Origin of the sequence: Ensifer sp. R-19 (assembly GCF_049905105.1) — a bacterium.
GTDB lineage: Bacteria > Pseudomonadota > Alphaproteobacteria > Rhizobiales > Rhizobiaceae > Ensifer.
On sequence record NZ_CP184570.1, the window covers coordinates 37715 to 60654 of the forward strand.

Consider the following 22940-nt stretch of genomic DNA (forward strand, 5'->3'; position numbering starts at 1 on the left):
GTTCTGTTCCGTCAACACATTGCGCGAAAGTGGAGCGCGCGACGGATTGGGCCGCCAATTCAAAGCGTCGACAGGATCCGATTGCTGAGTGATCCCCGATAGGTCTTTTTGATGTCCACCTTGTTTTCCAGCGAGTCCAGGATCTCATCGCAGAAATCGATGTCGTGGAGTTCGCGAATGGTCTGGAGGCCGCCAGGCGTGAATACGTTGATCTCGAGAAGCTTGTCGCCGACGATATCAAGGCCGACCAGGAACATGCCGTCTTCAACGAGCTTCGGCCGTAGCGTCTCGGCGATCGCCAGCATCTCCTTCGTAACGTTGGCCGGCTTTGGAGTGCCGCTTGCGTGGATGTTGGAGCGGACGTCTCCCTTGGGCGGCACGCGTCTGAACGCAGCATAGACGTCGCCCCTGTGCAGCGGTCGTCCGTTCATCAGGAACAACCGCGTATCGCCGTCCGACGCCTTCGGAAGGTAGCTCTGCACGATAAGATAGCCGACGACGCCGACAGCCTCGACAATTTGGGTAAGATTGCCCTCCGTGCTGGTACCCACCCGGAAGACGTTTCGACCGCCAGAACCCTGCAACGGTTTGATGATCACCCCCTCGGAGTGGCTGTCAATGAACGTACGGATTTCATCGATGTCCTTGGAGATCAAGGTTGTCGGGCGAACGGTCACCGGGAAATCCTGGAAGTAGAGCTTGTCCTGGGCCAATGCCAAGCCGCAGGGATCGTTGACAACGATCGTACCGCGCTCCGCGGCGAGACGGCCGAAATTCGCCCCGGCGTGAGATGCCCAGGGTCGGTTTTCGGCGTCCTCCGACGGATCGTTGCGAAGCAGCAGAACGTCCACTTCTTCGACGTTGACGATGGTTTTGTCGGCGTCCGTAAGTGCTCGCAAGAGCGTCTCGGGCTTCTTCGGTCGCGTGCCGACGAAACCGGCCGCCCGTATCATCAGTGTATCGTCAGGGCGCAGGATAAAATCACCAGGCGTGACGTAAAGAACCTCGTGTCCGCGAGAGAGCGCGGCAAGCGCCAATGCGGTCGTCGTATAGGCCGGCGCTTCGGTTTCGAGTGCGTTGACAAGGAGGGCAATACGCATTGGGGCTCCTAGCTTCGGGGGAATTTGATCGCTGTTCACGCCGCGTCACAAAATGAATGCGCGGCACATGACCCAAGAAATAGGGCGGGCCGCCGGTGGCAGCTACTCCTGCGTATCGCGCCAGTCGGTAATTGGCGTTTTCGTCGCGATGCCGTTGTCGATGGTGAGCACGCTATCGAAGAAATCGACCCCGCTTTCTGACTGGATCGACGAGGTGTCGTGCATAACGGCGATCACCGTCGCCTCCGGGCAATGGCCCTTGATCGATTGATGGAACGCCCGAACCGCGTCGCTATCAAGGGCGCTTGTCGCCTCGTCGAGGAAGAGCAGGCCTGGCCTTAATAGCAGGATTCTCGCAAGGACCAGTTTCTGCTTCTCGCCTCCCGACAGAAGCTTGTCCCAGTTCTGCCCATCGCGACCATCGCTCGAAAGCCCTTCCGTAATTTCTTCGAGCCCGGCTTCCTCCAACGCCGATACGACAGAGGCGACGTCATGGGCGTCAGCCTCATCCGGCAGGCAGACGAGATCCTTCAGGCAAACACCCTGGAGCTTGACGTCCTGGGCAGCGTAGAGGCTTCGCACGTTCTCCGGCGTCGTGATCGTGCCGCGTCCGTGTGCCCACAGACCGTTGATTGCCTTCAGAAGCGAAGTCTTGCCGCTTCCAGATTCACCGACCACCAAGGTCCACTCTCCGGGAAGGAAATTCAGTTCGTCAGCGGTCAGGAAAGCCTGGTCATCGCCGGCATGCATGAGCTCGACCGCTTGGATCGTAAGTCCGCGCGCGGTGTCCTGGGTCTTGTACTCGAACACCGAGGGGCCGCTGCGAGCATAGTAATCCTGCGGCTGCTGCACCGCTTCTATTGCTTGGGCAAGCTCGGTGATCCGGTGTGCATTCGCCCTGAGCGTCGCGATGTCGGGCATCGCATGGATGAACCACGAGCATTCGTTGATCAGAGCCGTCGCCAGCTCGGCGCCGGTGACATAGTCCTGCAGGCTGATCGTTTTGTCGACGTAGGGGAGTAGCCCTGGCGCATAGGCAACGATGCGTGAGCCGAGGAAATTATGCACCAGCTCGAAGCCCATGTAGCCGGCGGTCACGCGGTTGAGCCTCGTCCAGGTGTGGTCGATCTCGCGATATCGGCGCCCGTTGATGGCCTTCTGCGCCGGTTCGCCCTTGATGACCGCAACATGAAAACTACGGTGCAACAATTGGTTCAATTCGCTGCGATAGCTGCCCTCGGCCGATTGAATGCGTGTGGACAGGCCCTGCAGGACACTGCCGAGTTTGGCTGCGATGAACGTATTGAGCGGCACGTAGATCGCGATCGCCAGAAACATCAGGCAGGCGCTGCCGTAGCTGCCGAGCAGATCAAGCCCCCTGACGGGGCTCGATGTTTCGATCAGTTTGCTCCCGACGAAGCCAAGCGACAGCACGACGCCGGCGATGCCCACGCCAAGACCGATGGCACCTCCTGTCATGCCCTTTATGGCTTCCTGTACCCTCTGGTCGATGTTGTCGGGCGACGAGCTCTCGCCTTCGGTCGCGGCGCCAAATCCGTTCTGCTGAAGGTGGAAATGGGTATGGTTGGAATCGAGCAGCGCCTGGTTGAAGCGTTCATCCAGCCACTGGCGCCATTTCCGGTGGAGTGTGGTCGAGAAGAAATGGCGGACCGCAGTGAACCCGGCATCCCTGATGATCGCGATCGCCGCGAGCGTTGCCGCGGTGATCAGGAGCGACGAAGGCGTGGTGGGCACGGTGGGGTGGTGAAAGTTGGCGATCCGATTGACGAGCTCGCCGGACGTCAGGGCGAAGTAGACGCTTGCTTGCGCCGACAATCCGGTGAGCAGCAGGATGAGAAAGGTTAAGCCCCATGCCTCGCGCCAACGTTCGGAGAGCCAGTAGGCCAGCAACAGGCCCCAGAAGCTGCGCATGGAGGAAACAGGGCTGCTCCGGCGCGGTCGTTCCCGGCCGAGGGTCCATTTGACCAGTGCTGCTGTTCGTTGTGCGTTGCTGCGCACGACCTCACTTAAAGCCATCTCCATGAACTGGGGCGAGGATCGGGCTTGTCAAATCCGAAGAATGCAGCGGCAGAGGGATCAGGGTCCTTGCCAGTTGCCGATGCCCTTTTGTCTCCGAGGCTTAAGCGTCGGAGATTGAAATGCCGTCGCGGTCAATTTTGCGGGTTCACGCTCATCGGTTCCGATCGCCTGGAGGGCTGCTGCGAGCAATCCGTCGCGGAGAGCGACGCTTCGCCGTCGCCTGGTGAGCCGCCACTTCCCTTTGTCGGGCCTCTGGCGGCCTCGAAGCATTGCGCCTCAAACGAAATTGAACTCCAGGTGGTGAGCGATGTGGAACATGTCCGCGAAGGTCATGCGCTCCGGGGCGCGCAGCCGAAGCCGGCCACTGTGCATCCATTCGTCCGCGTAGCGACCGGGCAGGAAGTCGTATAGGCACCTGACAGAAGCAGTTTGGCGGTCGAGAGGCTCCTCGCCTCCGCTCCCGATGTTGGCTTACGTTCGGGCGATCGCTTCGGCCAGCCGAAGAAGAAGAGGTCTCATCCGATCCGCCGGAACACCGGCATAGCCGAGAATGAGCGCAGCCGGCTGAGGCGTCGCGATCGTGTAGTCCGACAGCGGATAGCATTGCAGTCCCGCATCGAGCACGGCGCGGTGCGAGGCCTGGTCTTCACGACCGTCTTGCAGCCAAGCGAGTGCGTTGAGCCCGCTTTCGGAACAGTCAACGCGGGCAAGTCCTGCAAGGACGTCCCGCCCGGCTTGCATGAACGCCTCGCGGCGCTCGGCATAAAGGCCACGCATGCGGCGCAGATGACTGGCAAAATGTCCGCCGCCGATGAACTCGGCGAGCGCGAGCTGGGTTTCGACCGGCACGCTGCGATGGATCAGTGCCGACAGGTTGCGGAAAGCACCGATCAGTTGCGGTGGCAAGACGAGATAGCCGATACGCAGACCCGGATAGAGCGCTTTGCTGAAGCTGCCGGCATAGATCACGCGTCCGTTGCTGTCGATGGAGCGCATGGAGGGAAGCGGCGCGCCGTCATAACGGAATTCGCTGTCGTAATCGTCCTCGATGATCCAGGTATCGTTTGCTCGCGCCCATTCGAGGAGGGCAAGCCGGCGCGGCAGCGACAGTGTGACACCGAGCGGGTGGTGGCGCGATGGCATGACGAAGGCGAGCCGCGCATCGGGATAACGAGCCATGGCTCCTTCGACATCCAAACCGTCTGCGTCGACATTCGTTGGGCACAGCCGCAGCTCGAGCGTGCGGAACAGGTTGCTGGTGGTGACGGGCCCCGGGTTTTCGAACCATATCCCGTCGCCAGGATCGGCGAGCGCCAGGACTGCGAGCGTGAAGGCGGCATGCCCGCCCGGCGTGATGACGATCTGCTCGGGATCGCAGGGATCGCGCCGATGCAGGGCCAGATATTCGGCAATCCTCTGCCGCAGAACCAGCTCGCCCGCAACGTCGCCATAGCCCATGGCCACGGCCTTGCCGCCGCGCGTCACCGAATTCCAGCATTTCCGCCAGACGGCAAAGGGAAACCGATCGAGCGCCGGACGGTTGGGGAGGAAAGGCCTGTCTTCCATCTGGCCGATATCGGCTGACATCCGGCGTGACAGCTCGCCAATACGCGACAGGCGCGGCGGTGCAGTCTCTGCGGCATCCCGCGGAGTTGGGGTGAACCGGTGTTTCGCGGATTGGCGGGGCAAGGCCGCCGACACGAAGGTGCCGGCTCCCTGTCGGGCTTCCAGATAGCCCTCTGCTTTCAGGTTATCGAGCACTCGCACCAAGGTCTGGCGCGACAGGCCCAACTCCCCGGCAAGGATGCGGCTCGCAGGCAGGCGTGTTCCGGCACGCAGGTGTCCCTTGAGGATCGCCATGCGCAACTGATCCTGCACCTGGCGGAATTTCGGCAGGGCGATCGCGGCATCGAGGCGAAGGAAAGGCAGGATCGGGCCTTCAAGCTGTTTGACCACCGATGCATCTCCAAAATTGGTACAGTCAATTTCACCATAATGGACGTTTATTCGTTGTCCAATTGTTACATCCTGTCCCTACACGAAAACGCACCGATGCAGCCCTCCGCAGGACGCAGACAAGGTGCGGGGGAACCGGAACTGACGGCGGTGCCGACGACCGGATGCAAGGACAGAAGTAGCCATCGCCCACGATCCGTCGCAGACGGTCAACAGGAGGAAACCATGAAGAGACTTCTATCGCGCGCAACGAGCCGCGCCTTCATCTCCACCCTTGCCCTGGCCGCGGCGCTGCCGGGTATCGCCCGCGCCGAGGCTTCGCAAGAACTCGTGGCAGCCGCCACCAAGGAAGGCACGCTGACAGTCATCGCGCTGCCCCATGACTGGTGCAACTACGGAGAGGTTATCGCCGACTTCAAGGCGAAATATCCGGGCATCGAGGTCAACGAGCTGAACCCCGATGCCGGCACGGCCGATGAGCTGGAAGCGATCCGGGCGAACAAGGGCAATACGGGCTCGCAGGCACCAGACGTCGTCGATCTCGGCCTGGCCTTTGCGCCGGCCGCCGCGCAGGAGGGCCTGCTTCAACCATACAAGGTGGCGACCTGGGACGAAATCCCTGACAACATCAAGGACGAGAAGGGCTATTGGTACGGCGACTACTACGGCGTCATGGCATTCGGTGTGAACAAGGACCTGCTTGAGTCCGCACCGGCCGACTGGTCGGATCTGTCGAAGTCCGAATACTCCGGGGCCGTGGCGCTGACCGGCGACCCGCGGTCCTCGGCGCAGGCGATCCTGGCGCTGATGTCGGCAGGCATCGCGCGAGGCGCCAAGCCTGGAGCGGAATCCGGCGGCAAGGGCCTTGAGCTTTTTGCCGAACTGAACAAGTCCGGCAACTTCGTGCCAGTGCTCGGCAAGGCCGGCACGATCGCACAGGGGCAAACGCCGATTGTCGCTGCCTGGGACTACAATCTGCTGGCCTGGCGCGACGCGCTGAACGGCAATCCGCCGATGGACGTGGTCGTGCCGGCAAGCGGAGTCGTCGCCGGCGTCTATGTGCAGGCGATCTCGGCCTATGCGCCGCACCCGAACGCCGCCAAGCTCTGGATGGAATATCTCTATTCCGACGAGGGTCAGACCGCCTGGCTGAAGGGCTACTGCCACCCCGCGCGTTTCAACGCCATGCTGAAGGCCGGCAAGTTCCCGCAGGAGCTGCTCGACAAGCTGCCGCCGGCCGAAGCCTATGAAAAGGCAATCTTCCCGACAGTCGATGAACTTTCCGCCAACAAGACCGCGGTGGTCGAGGGCTGGGACAAGGTGGTCGGCGCCAACGTGAAATAACTCTCCCGGTCGGCGGGAGGCTTACCTGTCAGGAGGCCTCTTGCCAGCCTTTGGCGCAATTTATTCCAGGGACAAATCCGATGACGACAAGCGTCGCATCCCTGCCGGCGGCCTTCAAGCCGCGGCAGGTCCTCAGCTGGCTCGGGGTTGCCCCTTTCTTCCTCTTTGCCACGCTCTTCCTCATCCTACCCACTCTCAACATCGTGCTTGGCGCGTTCCGCAACGCTGAGGGACAGGTGACGCTTGAGAACCTTGGCAAGCTTCTGGCGCCCTCGATACGGTCGGCCTTCTGGATTTCGATCGAGCTCAGCCAGCTGACCGCAGTACTTGGATGTCTTTTCGGTTTCCTGATCGCTGCCGCCATCACCCTCGGTGGCCTTCCGCGCCCGTTGCGCAATGCCATCCTCACTTTCTCGGGCGTCGCCTCGAATTTTGCCGGTGTGCCACTCGCCTTCGCCTTTATCGCAACACTCGGCCGCCTCGGTTTCGTGACCATGCTGTTGCGCCATTGGTTCGGCATCAATCTTTACGGGGCCGGCTTCAACATCGTCTCGTTTCTCGGGCTGGCACTTACCTATCTCTATTTCCAGATTCCGCTGATGGTGCTGATCATCACGCCAGCACTGGAGGGGCTGCGGCGCGAATGGCGGGAGGCGGCGGAAAGCCTTGGCGCCAGCGGTTTTCAATACTGGCGACTGGTGGCGTTGCCGGTGCTGTGGCCCTCGCTTCTCGGCACGCTCGCTCTGCTTTTTGCCAATGCCTTTGGTGCTGTTGCGACCGCAATCGCACTGACCGGCTCATCACTCTCGATCGCGCCGATCGTACTGTTTGCGCAGATCCGCGGCGACGTGCTCAACGATCCGCATCTGGGCTACGCCATCGCCTTTGCCATGATCCTGCTGACCGCCATTGCCAACGCGATCTACATCCTCCTGCGCATGCGTGCGGAAAGGTGGGTCAAATGACGGAGAGACGCCTCTGGTCCTGGCTCGCCGTCGCCTTGGGCGGGCTCTACTTCCTGCTGCCGCTCGTCGGCATGTTCGATTTTTCCATGCGCATGCAGCGCGATGGCTACAGCTTCGAAGCCTATCGTGTCGTGCTGGCCGATCCGCAATTCCAGCAGACCTTTGGCTATTCGGTGGTGTTGGCACTGCTGACGATTGCACTCGGCATCCTGATCGTGGTCCCGACCGCCTATTTCGTGCGGCTGCGTTTTCCCGGGTTGCGCCCGATCGTCGAGTTCCTGACGCTGCTGCCGCTGGTCATTCCGCCGATCGTCATCGTCTTCGGCTATATCCGCATCTACAACACGTCCTCGGCCCTGCCGCTGACGGGAAGCTGGTGGGGCACCAACCTCCTGCTTCTGTTCGGCTATGCGACGTTGTCGCTACCTTACATGTATCGCTCGGTGGACACGGGCCTTCGCACCATCGATATCGGCAGCCTGACGGAGGCGGCACAGAGCCTTGGGGCCGGTTGGGCGCGCATTCTCGCCGTCGTCATCCTGCCGAACGTCTTCGTCTCGGTACTCTCAGGGGCTTTTCTGACCTTCGCGATCGTCATCGGTGAATATGTTTTCGCCGCGTTGCTCAACGTCGGGTCCTTCGGTCCGTACATGGTCTGGATGGGCGGCAACCGCGCCTACGAGCCGTCGGCGCTCGCGGTGGTGGCCTTTGCCATTACCTGGGCCTGCATGGGGCTGATCCAGCTTTTCACCCGCTTTTCCAAATTCTCTACCGTGAGGCGTTGACCATGGCCTTTCTCGACATCCTTCATCTGGAAAAGTCCTTCGGCGCGCAGCGCGTCGTCAAGGATTTCAATCTCAATATCGAGAAGGGCGAATTCATCTCCTTCCTCGGGCCCTCCGGCTGCGGCAAGACCACGGTCCTGCGTATGGTCGCCGGCTTCGAGACGCCGACGTCCGGCGCGATTTGCATCGACGGGCGCGATGTAAGCGGCTTGGCTGCCAACCGTCGCAACATTGGGATGGTGTTCCAGGCCTATGCACTTTTTCCCAATCTTACGGTTGAGCAGAACATCGGGTTCGGCCTGCGAATAAAGGGCGAGGGAAAGGCAGCGATCAGCGCGCGTGTTGGTGAAATGTTGGAGCTGGTCGGCCTGCCGAAACTCGGCGAGCGCTACCCGTTCCAGCTTTCCGGCGGCCAGCAGCAGCGGGTGGCCTTGGCGCGTGCGCTCGCAATCCGGCCGCAGGTTCTGCTGCTTGATGAACCTCTATCGGCCCTTGACGCGAAGATACGCACGAGCCTGCGGGAGGAGATCCGCCGTATCCAGCGTGAGCTCGGCATCACCACCATCTTCGTGACGCACGATCAGGAAGAGGCGCTGTCGATGTCGGACCGCGTAGTGGTCATGCATCAAGGCATAGCCGATCAGGTCGGCACGCCATTTGAAATCTACAATCGGCCGGCGACGCGTTTCGTGGCGCAGTTCGTTGGGACACTCAATCTTCTCGACGCCCGCCTCCTCGACGCAGCCGCGGGGCGGGTAGGGCTGGGGGATATCCCGGTGGCGCTGAACCGGGAACTGCCCGGCCGGGCTGGTGACCGGTTGAGCCTGGCGCTCCGGCCGGAAACAGTGGTGCTGGGGCGAAAAGACGAGGGCAGCGTCGTTCTCTCCGGCCATATTGCGGAGGTGCATTTCCTGGGGTCTGTGATCCGCATCCGTGTCGCGGTTGCCGGTCAGTTCGTCTCGCTCGACACCTTCAACCAACCCGACACGCCGCCGCCTTCGGTCGGCACCCCGGTCGAGGTCAGCATTTCTGATCGTGACCTGCTCGTTCTTGCCGCCTGACGAAGCTCGTGAAGGAACCGGGATGGTGACCGATATGCCATGGGAAATGACGCATCGTCCGAACTGGAGGCAGAGGATAGAGGGGCTGTCGGCCGAAAGTCGCGCGCGGCTCGCTGCACGGGCACGACGCGCGCCGCTGTTTGCCCATGCCTATGCCTTTCACCTGAACTTCCGCTTTGGCGGCATGAAACCCTTGGATCTAGTTGAATTCGCGAGAGGGCAGCGTCTCGCGGGCCTCAAGATTCATGTCGAGGACGGCGAGCAGGCAAGTCTCGCCAGAATGCCGGACGAGGCGTTGAGCGCCCTTGGCGCGGCGGTGAGCGAGTTCGGCCTGGAATTGCATGTCGAGACCAGCACGACGGAGCTTGCCGGGCTCTCGGATGCGGTGCGCATTGCGCTTTTGACCGGAGCCAGCTCGCTTCGCTGCTATCCGCGTTACGAGGGGCGTATCTCGCAGATCGTTGCGTGGACGATCGCAGATCTCAGGCGGCTTGAGGTACTCGATCCTGAAGGCAGGCTCCGGTTCACGCTTGAACAGCATGAGGATCTCAAATCAGCAGAGTTGATCCAAATCATCGAGGCGGTCGCTAACCCGCGCCTCAGCCTCCTGTTCGATTTCGGCAACATGATCAATGCGTTCGAAGCACCGATGTCGGCCCTGGCAGCGCAGGCGCCATACATCACCGAGGTACATGTCAAGGACTGCCTCGTGCGGGCGGACCGCGGCGGTTGGGCGCATCTCGCCTGCCTGTCTGGAAACGGCGATTTGCCGATGCTCGCGATGTTGGTGGAACTCTTGCTGCTTGGCGGCGACAGGCCCCAGGTCCTGGCCTTCGGGCTGGAAGAGGAGGAGGGCTACTTCGCGCCTGCACTCCGCTTTGCTTCCGAGGCCGGGGACCCGTTCATTCCCGCCCGCTCGCCAAGCTTCACGACGATCGGAACGGGCAATCAGGAGAGGCGGCTGCGCCAGGAGATAGCGGCCGCCCACAGGCAGGTCGAAACCATCCGAAGCCTGTTGCAGAAAATCATAACCCAAGCTGAGAAGGTCCAAGAATGACGGCCGAACACGTCTGCCCGCCGGCGTTTCTGGCATTCGCCCACGAACTGGCCGATGCCGCCGCCACCGTTATACGCCCCTATTTCCGCCAACGGTTGGAGATCTCAGCCAAGGCGGACAGCAGTCCTGTTACGGAAGCCGATCGCCTTGCCGAAATGACGATGCGGCAGATGATCGAGACGTGCTTTCCTGACCACGGTATTCGTGGAGAGGAGTTTGGTGCCGCCAATGCGGATGCGGAATGGGTTTGGGTGCTCGATCCGATTGACGGCACGAAGTCTTTTGCGTCCGGCTCGCTGGCTTTCGGTACCCAAATCGCTCTCCTGCATCAGGGCACGCCGTTCATTGGCATCATAGATCAGCCGGTAACAAACGAACGCTGGGTTGGCCAGCGCGGATGCCCGACCATCTTCAACGGTGTACCGGTCCAAACGAGCGATACGGTCCGCCTCAAGGAGGCGATCGTCTATACATCGGCGCTGGAGCAGTTCGATCCCGATGCCAAAGAGCGCTTCTCGCGACTGGCCGCCGGGGCGCGCTTCACGCGCATGTCTCATGATTGCTACGCTGCCGGCCTGCTCGCGCTCGGTAGCGTTGATCTCCTGGTCGAGAGCAACGTGTTCGATTACGACATACTTCCGCAGATACCCATCATCGAAGGGGCGGGCGGTATCGTTACGGACTGGGAGGGCCACCCGCTGGATGACACGCACCGGTACGAGACAGTCCTCATGGCAGCAAACGAGACGCTCCATGCCGAAGCGCTCGGTCGGTTAAAGCGCGGGAAGGACCCGGTAGCGGACTAGTGGGCCAGTCGCATTGTCTAACGAGTGCGTTCCGCGGGATGGTGCCCTTCGAATAGCGGGCGATGTTTCGCGAGCGCCTGGCCTGCAAACTCGGTAAAGGCGCTGACCCGGGCCGTGCGGCGCAGATCCTCATGGGTGAGAAGCCAGAGTTCTCGCGTCATTTCAGCAACCGGCGGGCCGATGCGCATCAGGCCGGACGTCGTATCGCCGAGATAGCAAGGGAGAGCGGTAAGCCCGATGCCGGCTGCTGCCGCTTCGCGCGCCGTAACCAGCGAGTCACAACGCAGCACCGCTGGCGCCGGCAGCGTCGCGCGCATCCATCGTGCGACGCTTGTGGAAGCAAGCGCGTCGCCGAGCCCAATCCAGCGTTCCCTCGCGAAGTCGATCTCGTCGACTGATGCCAAACCGCGTTCCTGAAGGTAGGAAGGCGCCGCATAAACGGCGAAGGCAACACTCGCGATCCGGCGGCCAACGAGGGCATCGGGGGAATCAACGGCTGGGCGAATGGCGACGTCCGCGTCGCGGTGGGAGAGATTTGCCAGAGCATTCGACGTGCTCACCTCAAGCAGGACGCCGGGGTGGCGCTGCTGGAAGGCAGCCAATATCGACGGCAGGATCGAGGCCATGAGCGTATCGGTGGTGGTGATCCGCAGACTGCCTTCCAGACGCAGATCCTGTCCCGTCAGGCGCCGTTCGAGCTCAGTGACCGTTTCGGCCATCTGCCGCGCCACCGCGAGCAGTTCCTCGCCTCCGGCAGTCAGCGTGTAGCCGGACGGGAGGCGATCAAACAGCCGAACCCCCAATTTCTGTTCGAACGATCCGACGCGGCGGAGCACCGTGGTGTGATTGACGCCGAGCGCGCGGGCGGCAGCGGCCAGAGAATTCGTCTCCGCGACCGCCAGGACAAAGCGGAGATCTTCCCAATCGATTTGGCGGTGGCTGTGCATGATTGCGCAAACTTACAACAGGGAAGCGGACCGGGCGAGCGAAGTTGCAGCGCTGTCCCCATTCTCGGTCGGATCGGCAAAGCCGACCCCTCACGATCAGGCGCCTTGGTGTTTGGTCGCCGCGTTGCTGGTGTGCAAATATGCAGTGTCAGACGGCAAAGCAACAGATCGCGCTGCGAGAAAGCACGGTCTAACTAAGTATCCACGATCGGGCGGACCGGTCGATGGAGATACGCAAGATGACCCCCATCCAACTTTACACCTACCAGACGCCGAATGGTCACAAGGCCTCGATCATGCTGGAGGAGACCGGACTGCCCTATGATGTTCACGTCATCGACATCGAGGCCGGCGAGCAGAGGACACCGGAGTTCCTGGCCCTCAATCCCAACAACAAGATACCGGTTATCGTCGATCCGGATCAGGATCGCACCGTCTTCGAGTCGGGCGCGATTCTGCCCTATCTCGCCGCGCGATCCGGTGTGCTCCTGCCCGGCTCCGATGCGGAGCGCATCCAGGTTCAAAGCTGGACTTTGTTCCAGGCCGCCCATGTCGGCCCGACCTTGGGCCAGCTCTGGAACTACAAGGTCTTCGCACCGGAGAAGATCCCCTATGTCATTGGCCGCTTCGAGGCGGAAGCAAACCGTGTCTACCGGGTGCTCGACGGGCAACTGGCGCGCTACTCCCACATCGCGGGCGAGGCATACGGCATTGCCGACGTGATGACCTGGCCATGGATTCATGCCGGTCTCACCAAGCTCGGCCTCACGCTCGACGCAACGCGCAATCTCGCCCGGTGGTACATGGCGGTCGGTGCCCGCCCGGCTGTGCTGCGCGGACTTGTCGTCCCGCGGCTGCTGGCCCGCGAGAGCATCAGCGCCTGATCCTTTCTCCCTATCCACGCTCAATGTCATTCTCATCAAGGAGGTCCCGTCATGGAGACCCTGTTCGTCCCAATGGCTCTGGTTGCGGGCGGTCTGCTCGCCGTTCAGGCCGGCGCCAATGCGCAGCTTTCGAAAGCGGTCGGATCACCGTTCGCGGCGACCACGCTCCAGCTCGCGATTGGCACCGGTTTGCTGTTTCTCGTCGCCCTGTTCACCGGGACGGTCGCCGTGCTTGGCGCGGTTCCGCAGGCGGAGTGGTGGCATCTCATCGGAGGCACTGCCTCGGCCGTCTACGTCGTCTCGACGATTGTTCTATTTCCCCGCCTCGGCGCAGTAGTATCGGTCGGCCTCTTTATCGCCGGGCAGATGCTCGCTTCTCTCGCACTCGATAGCTTCGGCCTGCTTGGTGTGGCGCAAACCGGGCTTCGAGCCGGAGCCGCGGCTGGCACGCTTGTCGTGCTCATCGGTGTCGGCATGGTCGTGTTCGGCCAAGGCGGAAAGGACAATCTCAAAGCCGACAAGCTTGGATGGATCGCCTTGGCACTCGTGGCCGGCGCGGTCCTCCCGGTCCAGGGGGCGATCAATGCGCTGCTGCGCCAGGAGCTTGGCGGTGCGCCGTTTGCGGTGGGCGCGATCTCGTTCTTCGTCGCCACGCTCGCCATGGCAGCGGTGATGCTGGTAGCGCTCGCCAGGCAAAAGACACCTCGCCCCAACATCGGCGGCGTGCAGACCATGCCCTGGTGGGGTTGGCTCGGCGGTTTCGCCGGAGCGACCTATGTCACTACGGTGTTTACTGCGATCCCGGTGATCGGCGCTGCCGCAGCCGTTGGTTTCACTGTCGCAGGTCAGCAGGTCGCAAGCGTATTCGTCGATCGCTACGGCTGGTTCCGCCTCCCGCAAAGGTCGGTGTCGGGCTTGCGTCTTGCCGGTGTGGTGCTGCTGCTTGCGGGTGTCGCTCTCATCAAACTCGTCTGAAGCAAGACCCACCTTATCGCAGTCGGCGATCCGCCGACTGCCCGAGAACTTCCATGTCACTCAGTCGCTTGGCTGGTCACACCCATTCCGAGCTGCATTTCCTGCACGGTGGCGCGCGTCGCCTCAACATAGGCATCAACGAGATGACGATTCTTTGTATCGCGAAGCCAGCAGAGGCTGAGATCAGATGCAATGTTGGGGCGGAAGGGCCTGATCGTAAGGTGATCGCGCTGGCCGTAGGCGAACACCGGGTCGACAATGGCAATCCCGAGCCCGTTGGCGACCATTTCACACACCGCCGGCGCAAGGGTCGCATCCATGATGTAATTCAGGCGGGTGCCGTAGCCATCAAGTGTGCTCTCGATCTTTTGCCGGATGCGGTTGTCGGCGGCAAAGCCGATATAGGGCTCGCCATCGATGTCGGCCGGCTCGACCTCTTGTTTCGCCGCGAAGCGATGGCCCGCCGGCGCTATGCAGACAAGGTCGCCGCCGCGTAGGGGAACGCATTCGATATAGGGGTTGTCCGTATTGCGATTGATCAGGCCGATGTCGACCTGTTTGGAGAGCAGCCATTCAACGATGAATTGCGAACTGCGGATCACCACGGAAATATAGGCATCGCCATACCTGGCAAGAAAGCGCTTGTTGGTGTGGCTGATGAAGGGACCGGACAGGGCCGGCATCACGCCAACGGAAATTTGCCCAAGCTCCTCGCGCCGGATGAGGTCGACGGCGCGCTCTATCTGCTTGATGCCGGCAAAGACACGATCAATCTCCTTGTAGAGCCGCATCCCGTGTTCCGAAGGGATGAGCCGGCCCTTGACGCGATCGAACAGCGCAAGTTCCGTATCCTCTTCCAAATGCGCCAATAGCTTGCTCACCGCAGGTTGCGAGATATGCAATATCTCGGCTGCACGGCTGACCGTACCACATTCGATCACGGCCTTGAGGGCCTCGATTTGTCGGAGGTTCGGTGCACGCTTCATTCCATAACCTCTCAACAGGGGCGGCCTGCAATCACCCTAGCTCCGGCACCGGATGTTGACAATGTGACTGCTCGCTATGCTTGAAAACACCGGGACCCGGCGCCGCGAAGGGGAACGCAATCCTATAACCTTTTGGAATAGACGCAGACTCAAAAACAATTAGACGGGTCAAAATCGCTGCGCCTATCTAGGTGCAGGCTGCAATCGGATCGATCCGGTTGCGCGATTGGCGATCGGCCCGGCATTGCGCCACGCACGGACCGACGCTCATCAAGTCACGCTGGGAGGCGCGAGGAGGAACAAATGATTATCGGGCAGAAGATCAATCGCAGGAACGCACTCAAGCTGCTGGGAGCTGGCAGCGCGACGCTGCTCGCAGCGCCGTACATCATCCGGCCGGCCAGCGCGCAGAGCTCGGTTCTCAACATCACCACATACGACAAGTTCCTGCCGCAGGACTTCATCGAGCAGTTCCAGAAGGAAAGCGGCATTGAGGTGCGCATCCGTCTGACGGACGACCAGGGCAAGCAGTACAATCTGCTCACGGCAGAAGGCGCAAATCCGACCACCGACATCGTCACCGTTGCGGGCCATCGCTATGGCCAGTTCATCGACTCGAAGCTGGTGCAGGCGCTGGACACAGCAAGGCTGCGCAATTGGTCCAACCTGAATCCGGCCTATCAGGACGCGGCCTGGGCGCGCTACGAGGGCAACCTGTGGGGGTTGCCGATCCTGGCTGGCTACGAAGGCCTGGTCCGCAATACGGACTACGTGCCGGAGGCCGACAGCTGGGGCATCATGTTCGACGAGAAATACGAGGGTCTGACCGCGTACCTGGCGGGCGACTTTATGTCGATCACCATGAAATATCTTGGCCACGATGGCGATTTCGTCACCTATACCGACAAGGCCGAAGAGGCCCGCAAGGCTGCAAACGAGGCGCGTGACTTCCTGATCAAGCACAAGCATATGGTTCGCAAATATTACGACGCAGCCAGCGAAGTGCAGCAGATGTTCATCAACGAGGATATCCACCTGGCGCAAGCCTGGTCTGGCCCGGCCGCCAAGCTGATCATGGACGGCGTGCCAGTGAAGCTGTCTGTGCCGAAAGAAGGCACCTACGGGTTCTGCTACACGCTGAACATCGTCAACAATGCGCCCAACGCCGAGAACGCCTACAAACTGTTCGATGCTATCCTGGCCAATCCTGAGGTCGGAGCGGCAATGACGCGCACCTCCGGCTTCAGCTCGACGATCTCGGGCGTCGACAAGCTGCTCAACGACAAGGAGCGGCTGGCGTCGACGCTGCCGCAGGACGAACTTGAACGTGTCACCTTCTTCAGCTCGACTAACCGTTCGCTGAAAAACGAAATCATTGATCGTGCCGTCGCCGAACTGAAGGCGGCTTAAGCTACCATAGAGCGGCGACTGGCCCTGACCCCGTTGTAGCGACGGGGTCAGTAAGACGACGCACGTCTGGTCGCCGCCCAACGGGTCAAGGTTTGGGACAATTCAATGGCCGTGGGAACAAGCACAGCGGATGGCGGTATCCCCGCCTATGCCGCTCAAATGAAATATTCGACAGGCATTGCCCGGGTGATCCACTCGCCGGCCTATCGATATACGTTGGGCGCCGTTGCCGAGTGGCGATACGGACGCATCCTGCTCTTGGCCGGCGTGCCGGTTGTCTGGATGCTGATGATGCATATCGGCCCCATCTACGAGATGCTGCGAATCAGTCTTCTGTCCAGCTATCCGCCGGAGCCTGGCGTGGAGGCGAATTTCACGCTCGACAACTACGCGCTGTTCTTCAGCGAGAAACTCTACTGGATGCCGCTGCTGCGTAGCTTCGTCTACGCATCGATTGCAACTGCGGTAACCCTGATCGTGGTCTATCCGGTTGCCTACTACGTGGCAAAGGTGGTCTCGCCCGGGGGTAGGTCGCGAGCGCTGCTCCTGCTGTTGGCACCGTTCTGGGCCGGCGAAATCATCCGCATCTTCTCGGTCATCATGCTTCTGGCCAATCGTGGTGCAGTCAACGTGCTTCTGCGGGAGATCGGGCTGACCGACCGCCCCATTCAGATGCTCTACACCTCATTCTCGATCAGCTTCGGCCTGGTCTACATGGTCTGCCTGTACATGTTGCTGCCGCTCTATTCGGCGATCGAGAAGATCCCGAAATCCCTGCTTGATGCGTCAGCCGACCTCGGGGCAGGGCCGTTCACGCGCTTCCGCCGCATCGTGCTGCCGCTTTCGCGCGACGGTATCGTCTCCGGTTGTTCGTTGGTCTTCCTCACCTGCATGGGCGTGTTTGCTGCCCCCATCCTGCTTGGCGGGCCGACCACCAGCATGTTCTCCGAGACGATCAGCAGCTTCTTCCACGGTGCCAGCAGCCGCTGGCCGGCGGGCGCTGCCTTCGCAATGATCATGCTGGCTGCATCCCTCGTAACCGTGGGGCTGTTCATGCGGGTCGTCGGCGGCTCGAAGCAAAGGACATTCTGATGCGCGCCGTGTTTCTCGATTGGCCAGGGCTGGCCCTCAAGTCCTTCTACTGGCTGTTTGTCCTCTATCTGTTTCTGCCGTTGTCGTTGATGGTCGCGGTCAGCTTCAAGGATGCGAGCTTCATCTCGTTCCCGCTCGGAAACCTGACGATCGACTGGTACGCCAAGGTTATTCAGGACAAGCAGTTCCTGGACGCCTGCCTTTACACCATCATGATCGCCGCGGCGACGACAGCCATCGCAACGGTGATCGGGGTCTGGATCGCGATGTTGATCGGATCGCTGCGCGGTGCCGCTCAATACGTGGCCTTCGCCGTGGCCTGCCTGCCGGCCGTCGTGCCGGGTATGATCTCGGCGATCTCGCTGCGCATTTTCATCACGACCATAGATCTTCCGACAGGGACAGTGGCCATCATTCTCGGCCACGTCGTCCATGCCGTGCCCTTCGTTGTGGTCATGGTGCTGACGCGACTGCGTTCGATGCCGGGCAATCTGGTCGACGCCGCGCGTGATCTCGGTGCGGACAGCATCGTCACCTTTTTCCGCGTCACCCTTCCTTACCTGGGGCCGGCCATATTCGGCGGCATGATCTTCTGTCTCCTGCTGTCGAGCGATGACTTCGTCCGCACCTTCTTCCTCGGCGGCTACCGCCCGACGCTGCCGATGCTCATCTTCGCTCGCGTACAGTCCGGCATGTCGCCGGAGATCAACGTCATGGCCACGCTCGTCCTGGTCGTGACGGCCGTGGTCGGCCTTTACGCAGAATATCTCACACGTCGTTCGAGGATCCGCTGATGGAACCGGTTGTTCAGTTCGAAAATGTCAGGAAGAGCTTCGGCAGCTTTGTCGCGGTCGAAAATCTCAACCTCAACATAGAGCGCGGCAAATTCGTCACATTGCTCGGCCCTTCCGGCTGCGGCAAGTCGACGACGCTGCGTATGCTCGGTGGGTTTGAAACACCCACGAGCGGCCGCATCCTGCTGTCCGGCCGCGACGTGACCCAGGTTCCGCCGAACCGGCGCAACGTGAACATCGTGTTTCAGGATTATGCACTGTTTCCGCACATGACGGTCGCGAAGAACATTGCCTTCGGCCTGGAGTTGAAGGGGGTCGACAACCGGCAGATCCAGAAGCGGGTATCGGAACTTCTGGAGCTCGTACAATTGCAGGAGTTCGCAAGCCGACTTCCGTCCGAGCTGTCGGGCGGTCAGCGCCAGCGTGTCGCTTTGATGCGGGCGCTCGCACCCGATCCTGACGTTCTCCTGCTCGACGAGCCTCTTTCTGCACTCGATGCGAAGCTTCGGCAGACCATGCAGGTCGAGCTCAAGGCGATCCAGGAACAGACTGGCAAGACGTTCATGTTCGTCACCCACGATCAGGAAGAGGCACTGACCATGTCGGATACGATCGTGGTCATGAACAATGGCCGGATCGAGCAGATGGGCGATCCGGCGACCCTGTACAATCGGCCGGGCTCCGCTTTCGTGGCGACCTTCCTCGGTGAAACCAATCTGTTGCGTTCCGATGTCGTCGGCGCCGAAGCTGGGGAAGCCGCGGTGCGGTGGAACGGTGTGACGATCAAGACCTCTGCCGGCGCGCTGTCTCCCAAGCCAGGCGACGCGATCTACGTCGTGTTGAGGCCTGAGGCAATCCAATGCTCGGCGCACGAACCGAGCGTGGCAAACCGGGTGCAAGGGCGGATCCGCCAGCGCGTCTTCAAGGGCAACCACACGTCGCTCAAGGTCGAGATCGGCGACGGACACCTGCTCAACGCGCTCGTTCACCCAAGCGAAGTGGAAGGCCTCAGCCGCGACGACATCTGGGTTGGCTGGCCGTCCGAAGCGACCACACTCATCCCCTCCCGAAACGCGGCGTCATAGCCGCAGCGTCTTAACGACGGGCGCCTGGCGGCGCCCGTTACCCGATATCAGTTAAAATGGAAAACGACATGCGAGTAGGTATCGCGGGTGCGGGCTCTATTGCCTTTGGCACCGCCGCACTTCTTGAAAAACTGGGACACAAGGCAACGCTCTGGTCGCCGTCCGGTACAGGTACGTTGGCGCTCACCGAGGGAGAAAGCCTGACGGCCGAGGGTGCCGTCGAAGGCGTATTCGATCCGGCGGTCGCTGAGAGCGCAGCAGATCTGGTCAGCGGTGCAGATGCGATCGTCATCGCGCTGCCGGCCTACGGTCACAGGTTCGTGCTGGACGCAATCGCGCCGTATCTTGCCGCCGGGCAGCTGGTGATCTTCAGTTCGCATACCTCGTTCGGAGCGCTTTATCTTTCATCGCTTCTGGCCGCGCGCGGCATAACCGTGCCGATCGTTGCCTGGGGGACGACGATTGTCAGCGGCAGGAAGCTCGGCCCGGCGCTGGTCCAGGTGAACACGATACGAAAGCAGGTTGATCTGGCGACCGTTCCGGCATCGGAGAGCGCCAGGGGATACGCAGTCTGCACGGCGCTCTTCGGCGAACATTTTGTCGATCGCGGCAACCTTCTGGCGATCGCTCTCTCGAACCTGAACCCGCAAAATCATCTCGGGATCGCGCTTGGCAACATGTCGCGCATGGAGCGCGGCGAGAGCTGGATCCAGGCCCAGAACGTCACCCCCAACATCGGCCGTCTCCTGGAAACGCTCGATCGCGAGCGTCTGGCCGTTGCCGAGAGACTGCAACTAGATGTGCGCGACATCTTCCAGCATTTCCACCTGTCGTTCCATGTGCCGGTCAGCAACATCTCGCAAATGAACCAGGAGATGCACCAGGCCGGCCACTGCGGCACCGGCCCCGCGACAGCGGACAGCCGTTACGTGACGGAAGATGTCCCCTTTGGCTTGGTCGTCACGGCGCAGCTCGCGCGCCTCGCCGGCTGCCCGGCGATCCTGCATGAATCGGGTATCCGCATCTTCTCGGCAATGTACGGCCGGGACTTCGAAGGCGAGAACGACATCCTTCCGAAACTGGGGCTCGAGCGACTGGATCTCGAAGGTCTCGATGCGCTCTGCCGCAGCGGCTTCCCGCCGGTTGCAGCCGAATTGCCCGCAGAGGCGGCGCATCGAGCCGAAGGAAGCGTCTGAATGAACGAACGCTTCCTCTCCCATCTTCGTTCTGAACTCGAGGGCCTGAAGACGGCCGGGCTTTACACGTCGGAGCGTGTCATCACCTCGAAGCAGGCGGGCGCGATCGAGGTCGCCTCGGGCGACCGCGTGCTCAACTTCTGCGCCAACAACTATCTCGGCCTTGCCGACAACGAAGAACTGGCCGAGGCCGGCAAGCAGGCGCTCGACCGCTACGGCTACGGCATGGCCTCGGTGCGCTTCATCTGCGGCACGCAGGAGGAGCACAAGGCCCTCGAGGCCCGCATCTCGTCGTTCCTCGGCCTGGAAGACACCATCCTCTATTCCTCCTGCTTCGATGCCAATGGCGGCCTGTTCGAAACGCTGCTTGGCGAAGAGGACGCGATCATCTCCGACGCGCTCAACCACGCCTCGATCATCGACGGCGTGCGCCTCTCCAAGGCCAAGCGCTTCCGCTACGCCAACAACGACATGGCGGCGCTGGAGGAGGAACTGAAGAAGGCCGAGGGCAGCCGCTTCAAGCTGATCGCCACCGACGGCGTGTTCTCGATGGACGGCATCATCGCCAACCTGCAAGGCGTCTGCGACCTCGCCGACAAATACGGCGCCATGGTGATGGTCGACGACAGCCATGCGGTCGGCTTCGTCGGCAAGAATGGCCGCGGTTCGGCCGAACATTGCGGCGTCGAGGGCCGCATCGACATCATCACCGGCACGCTCGGCAAGGCGCTCGGCGGCGCCTCCGGCGGTTACACCTCGGCCAAGGCCGAGGTCGTCGAGTGGCTGCGCCAGCGCTCGCGGCCCTATCTGTTTTCCAACACGCTGGCGCCGGTCATTGCCGCCGCCTCGCTCACGGTCTTCGACCTGATCGAAAACGGCGATGCACTGCGTGAGCGGCTCTATGCCAATGCCACCCTGTTCCGCACCGAGATGTCGAAACTCGGCTTCACGCTCGCCGGCGAAGGGCACCCGATCATCCCGGTCATGCTCGGCGATGCGGCGCTCGCCCAGGAGATGGCGGCGCGCATGCTGCAGAAGGGCGTCTATGTCATCGGCTTCTCCTTCCCGGTGGTGCCGAAGGGGCAGGCGCGCATCCGCACGCAGATGTCGGCAGCCCACAGCGAGAACGACGTGCGCCGGGCGATCGCCGCCTTCGAAGCGGTTGGCCGCGAGCTTGGCGTGATCTGAGCGAACGGAACGGAGAGTTCGCCCGATCCGAGGGAAGGGCGAGTTTGCCCCTCACCCTAACCCTCTCCCCGCAGGCGGGGAGAGGGGACGTGCTTTACGGCTCGCAGGAGAGGGGATGGAAGGTTGCCACAGGTCCCTTCTCCCCGTGGTGACGGGGAGAAGGTGGCGGCAGCCGGATGAGGGGCAAGCCCCAGAGAAGGTTTGGTGGAGGCTATAATGACGAACATGATGAAGGCGCTGGTCAAATCGAAGCCGGAAGAAGGCCTCTGGATGGAGCGGGTGCCGGTGCCGGAGATCGGCCCGAACGACGTGCTGATCAAGGTGAAGAAATCGGCGATCTGCGGCACCGACGTGCACATCTGGAACTGGGACCAGTGGGCGCAGAAGACCATCCCGGTGCCGATGGTCGTCGGCCACGAGTTCATGGGCGAGATCGCCGAGGTCGGCTCGGCCGTCACCAAGTACCATGTCGGCGAGCGGGTGTCGGGCGAGGGCCATATCGTCTGCGGCAAATGCCGCAACTGCCGCGCCGGCCGTGGGCATCTGTGCCGCAACACGCTCGGCGTCGGCGTCAACCGGCCGGGCTCCTTCGGCGAGTTCGTCTGCCTGCCGGAATACAACGTCGTGCCGATCCCTGAGGACGTGCCGGACGAGATCGCGGCAATCTTCGATCCGTTCGGCAATGCCGTGCACACGGCCTTGTCCTTCGATCTCGTCGGCGAGGATGTGCTCGTCACCGGCGCCGGGCCGATCGGCATCATGGGGGCACTGGTTGCCAAGCGCTCGGGTGCGCGCAAGGTGGTGATCACCGACATCAACCCGACGCGCCTCGCGCTCGCCAAAAGCGTCGGCATCGATTACGTCGTCGACGCCTCGAAGCAAAACCTCGCCGACGTGATGAAGGCGATCGGCATGACCGAGGGCTTTGATGTCGGGCTGGAGATGTCGGGAGCGGCACCGGCCTTCCGCGACATGATCGACAAGATGAACAATGGCGGCAAGATCGCCATCCTCGGCATCGCGCCGGCCGGTTTCGAGATCGACTGGAACAAGGTGATCTTCAAGATGCTCAACCTCAAGGGCATCTACGGCCGCGAGATGTTCGAGACCTGGTACAAGATGATCGCCTTCGTCCAGGGCGGTCTCGATCTTTCTCCCGTCATCACCCACCGCATCAGGATCGACGAATTCCGCGACGGCTTCGAGGCCATGCGCTCCGGCAATTCCGGCAAGGTGGTGATGGACTGGTAAGGCCAGAGGGGCCCGCAC

20 protein-coding genes are annotated in these 22940 nt (G+C 61.8%); 15 read left to right on the forward strand and 5 right to left on the reverse strand.

The annotated features are described in order from the left end of the window. Positions 1–59 precede the first annotated feature (59 nt). From ACN9MO_RS19580 to ACN9MO_RS19590, 3 genes are all read right to left on the reverse strand, one after another. Positions 60–1100: a glutathione synthetase gene (locus ACN9MO_RS19580; RefSeq protein WP_058321895.1), complete on the reverse strand. Its 1041-nt coding sequence runs from the start codon at positions 1098–1100 to the stop codon at positions 60–62. A 102-nt stretch (positions 1101–1202) separates the two neighbouring features. Then, positions 1203–3032 carry an ABC transporter ATP-binding protein/permease gene (locus tag ACN9MO_RS19585; RefSeq protein WP_058327173.1) on the reverse strand — a complete coding sequence of 610 codons (1830 nt, stop codon included), beginning with the start codon at positions 3030–3032 and terminating at the stop codon, positions 1203–1205. Between the two features lie 579 nt (positions 3033–3611). Continuing rightward, positions 3612–5096, reverse strand: coding sequence for a PLP-dependent aminotransferase family protein (locus tag ACN9MO_RS19590; RefSeq protein WP_058327172.1), 1485 nt, complete (start codon positions 5094–5096; stop codon positions 3612–3614). Positions 5097–5321: 225 nt separating this feature from the next. On the opposite strand from ACN9MO_RS19590, the gene ACN9MO_RS19595 reads away from it, so the two are divergent. The 6 genes from ACN9MO_RS19595 to ACN9MO_RS19620 all read left to right on the forward strand — a co-directional run bounded on the left by ACN9MO_RS19595 (position 5322) and on the right by ACN9MO_RS19620 (position 11114). Next, positions 5322–6440, forward strand: a complete 1119-nt coding sequence (locus tag ACN9MO_RS19595) for an ABC transporter substrate-binding protein (RefSeq protein WP_058327171.1) — start codon at positions 5322–5324, stop codon at positions 6438–6440. Positions 6441–6520: 80 nt separating this feature from the next. Beyond that, on the forward strand, positions 6521–7405 hold the full coding sequence (locus ACN9MO_RS19600; protein ID WP_425987401.1) for an ABC transporter permease: 885 nt from the start codon (positions 6521–6523) through the stop codon (positions 7403–7405). Further along, the gene (locus ACN9MO_RS19605) at positions 7402–8190 is read left to right on the forward strand and encodes an ABC transporter permease (protein ID WP_058321891.1); all 789 of its coding nucleotides are present in this window, start codon (positions 7402–7404) and stop codon (positions 8188–8190) included. Before ACN9MO_RS19600 ends, ACN9MO_RS19605 begins: the two co-directional genes overlap by 4 nt. A 2-nt stretch (positions 8191–8192) precedes the next feature. After that, complete coding sequence (locus ACN9MO_RS19610) at positions 8193–9251, forward strand: ABC transporter ATP-binding protein (protein WP_058327170.1); 1059 nt, start codon at positions 8193–8195, stop codon at positions 9249–9251. Then, a complete protein-coding gene (locus ACN9MO_RS19615) occupies positions 9241–10308 on the forward strand; it encodes a sugar phosphate isomerase/epimerase family protein (protein WP_425987404.1) in 1068 nt (355 codons plus the stop codon). Before ACN9MO_RS19610 ends, ACN9MO_RS19615 begins: the two co-directional genes overlap by 11 nt. Beyond that, a complete protein-coding gene (locus ACN9MO_RS19620) occupies positions 10305–11114 on the forward strand; it encodes an inositol monophosphatase family protein (protein WP_113133276.1) in 810 nt (269 codons plus the stop codon). The genes ACN9MO_RS19615 and ACN9MO_RS19620 overlap by 4 nt, the downstream gene beginning before the upstream one ends. Positions 11115–11131: 17 nt before the next feature. On the opposite strand, the gene ACN9MO_RS19625 is transcribed toward ACN9MO_RS19620, so the two are convergent. Continuing rightward, positions 11132–12061 (reverse strand): LysR family transcriptional regulator, encoded by a 930-nt coding sequence (locus tag ACN9MO_RS19625; protein WP_425987406.1) that lies wholly within the window; start codon positions 12059–12061, stop codon positions 11132–11134. 239 nt (positions 12062–12300) lie between these two features. Between ACN9MO_RS19625 and ACN9MO_RS19630 the strand changes: the two genes are divergently transcribed. Both ACN9MO_RS19630 and ACN9MO_RS19635 read left to right on the forward strand, forming a co-directional pair. Then, on the forward strand, positions 12301–12945 hold the full coding sequence (locus ACN9MO_RS19630) for a glutathione S-transferase family protein (RefSeq protein WP_057249914.1): 645 nt from the start codon (positions 12301–12303) through the stop codon (positions 12943–12945). 51 nt (positions 12946–12996) lie between these two features. Beyond that, positions 12997–13920, forward strand: a complete 924-nt coding sequence (locus ACN9MO_RS19635; RefSeq protein WP_057249738.1) for a DMT family transporter — start codon at positions 12997–12999, stop codon at positions 13918–13920. A gap of 56 nt (positions 13921–13976) precedes the next feature. On the opposite strand, the gene ACN9MO_RS19640 is transcribed toward ACN9MO_RS19635, so the two are convergent. After that, on the reverse strand, positions 13977–14906 hold the full coding sequence (locus tag ACN9MO_RS19640; protein ID WP_057249736.1) for a LysR substrate-binding domain-containing protein: 930 nt from the start codon (positions 14904–14906) through the stop codon (positions 13977–13979). Between the two features lie 303 nt (positions 14907–15209). On the opposite strand from ACN9MO_RS19640, the gene ACN9MO_RS19645 reads away from it, so the two are divergent. The 7 genes from ACN9MO_RS19645 (at position 15210) to tdh (ending at position 22922) form a co-directional block, all read left to right on the forward strand. After that, entirely contained in the window at positions 15210–16316 is a 1107-nt protein-coding gene (locus tag ACN9MO_RS19645; RefSeq protein WP_057249734.1) for an extracellular solute-binding protein, read from the forward strand. Between the two features lie 105 nt (positions 16317–16421). After that, positions 16422–17408 (forward strand): ABC transporter permease, encoded by a 987-nt coding sequence (locus tag ACN9MO_RS19650; RefSeq protein ID WP_082615795.1) that lies wholly within the window; start codon positions 16422–16424, stop codon positions 17406–17408. Beyond that, positions 17408–18202, forward strand: a complete 795-nt coding sequence (locus tag ACN9MO_RS19655; protein WP_057249732.1) for an ABC transporter permease — start codon at positions 17408–17410, stop codon at positions 18200–18202. The genes ACN9MO_RS19650 and ACN9MO_RS19655 overlap by 1 nt, the downstream gene beginning before the upstream one ends. After that, the gene (locus ACN9MO_RS19660; RefSeq protein WP_057249731.1) at positions 18202–19287 is read left to right on the forward strand and encodes an ABC transporter ATP-binding protein; all 1086 of its coding nucleotides are present in this window, start codon (positions 18202–18204) and stop codon (positions 19285–19287) included. The genes ACN9MO_RS19655 and ACN9MO_RS19660 overlap by 1 nt, the downstream gene beginning before the upstream one ends. Positions 19288–19355: 68 nt before the next feature. After that, the gene (locus tag ACN9MO_RS19665; protein ID WP_200964167.1) at positions 19356–20483 is read left to right on the forward strand and encodes an NAD/NADP-dependent octopine/nopaline dehydrogenase family protein; all 1128 of its coding nucleotides are present in this window, start codon (positions 19356–19358) and stop codon (positions 20481–20483) included. Further along, entirely contained in the window at positions 20484–21671 is a 1188-nt protein-coding gene (locus ACN9MO_RS19670; protein WP_425987410.1) for a glycine C-acetyltransferase, read from the forward strand. A gap of 216 nt (positions 21672–21887) precedes the next feature. Next, the gene (gene tdh / locus ACN9MO_RS19675; protein ID WP_113737775.1) at positions 21888–22922 is read left to right on the forward strand and encodes an L-threonine 3-dehydrogenase; all 1035 of its coding nucleotides are present in this window, start codon (positions 21888–21890) and stop codon (positions 22920–22922) included. The last annotated feature ends 18 nt before the right edge of the window (positions 22923–22940 follow it).

Coding starts and splice junctions, on each gene's coding strand:
- ACN9MO_RS19580 (WP_058321895.1), bottom strand. CDS start 1,100: ATGCGTATTGCCCTCCTTGTCAACGCACTCGAAACCGAAGCGCCGGCC.
- ACN9MO_RS19665 (WP_200964167.1), top strand. CDS start 19,356: ATGCGAGTAGGTATCGCGGGTGCGGGCTCTATTGCCTTTGGCACCGCC.
- ACN9MO_RS19640 (WP_057249736.1), bottom strand. CDS start 14,906: ATGAAGCGTGCACCGAACCTCCGACAAATCGAGGCCCTCAAGGCCGTG.
- ACN9MO_RS19595 (WP_058327171.1), top strand. CDS start 5,322: ATGAAGAGACTTCTATCGCGCGCAACGAGCCGCGCCTTCATCTCCACC.
- ACN9MO_RS19620 (WP_113133276.1), top strand. CDS start 10,305: ATGACGGCCGAACACGTCTGCCCGCCGGCGTTTCTGGCATTCGCCCAC.
- ACN9MO_RS19610 (WP_058327170.1), top strand. CDS start 8,193: ATGGCCTTTCTCGACATCCTTCATCTGGAAAAGTCCTTCGGCGCGCAG.
- ACN9MO_RS19625 (WP_425987406.1), bottom strand. CDS start 12,061: ATGCACAGCCACCGCCAAATCGATTGGGAAGATCTCCGCTTTGTCCTG.
- ACN9MO_RS19585 (WP_058327173.1), bottom strand. CDS start 3,032: ATGCGCAGCTTCTGGGGCCTGTTGCTGGCCTACTGGCTCTCCGAACGT.
- tdh (WP_113737775.1), top strand. CDS start 21,888: ATGACGAACATGATGAAGGCGCTGGTCAAATCGAAGCCGGAAGAAGGC.
- ACN9MO_RS19670 (WP_425987410.1), top strand. CDS start 20,484: ATGAACGAACGCTTCCTCTCCCATCTTCGTTCTGAACTCGAGGGCCTG.
- ACN9MO_RS19650 (WP_082615795.1), top strand. CDS start 16,422: ATGGCCGTGGGAACAAGCACAGCGGATGGCGGTATCCCCGCCTATGCC.
- ACN9MO_RS19630 (WP_057249914.1), top strand. CDS start 12,301: ATGACCCCCATCCAACTTTACACCTACCAGACGCCGAATGGTCACAAG.
- ACN9MO_RS19600 (WP_425987401.1), top strand. CDS start 6,521: ATGACGACAAGCGTCGCATCCCTGCCGGCGGCCTTCAAGCCGCGGCAG.
- ACN9MO_RS19635 (WP_057249738.1), top strand. CDS start 12,997: ATGGAGACCCTGTTCGTCCCAATGGCTCTGGTTGCGGGCGGTCTGCTC.
- ACN9MO_RS19605 (WP_058321891.1), top strand. CDS start 7,402: ATGACGGAGAGACGCCTCTGGTCCTGGCTCGCCGTCGCCTTGGGCGGG.
- ACN9MO_RS19645 (WP_057249734.1), top strand. CDS start 15,210: ATGATTATCGGGCAGAAGATCAATCGCAGGAACGCACTCAAGCTGCTG.
- ACN9MO_RS19655 (WP_057249732.1), top strand. CDS start 17,408: ATGCGCGCCGTGTTTCTCGATTGGCCAGGGCTGGCCCTCAAGTCCTTC.
- ACN9MO_RS19660 (WP_057249731.1), top strand. CDS start 18,202: ATGGAACCGGTTGTTCAGTTCGAAAATGTCAGGAAGAGCTTCGGCAGC.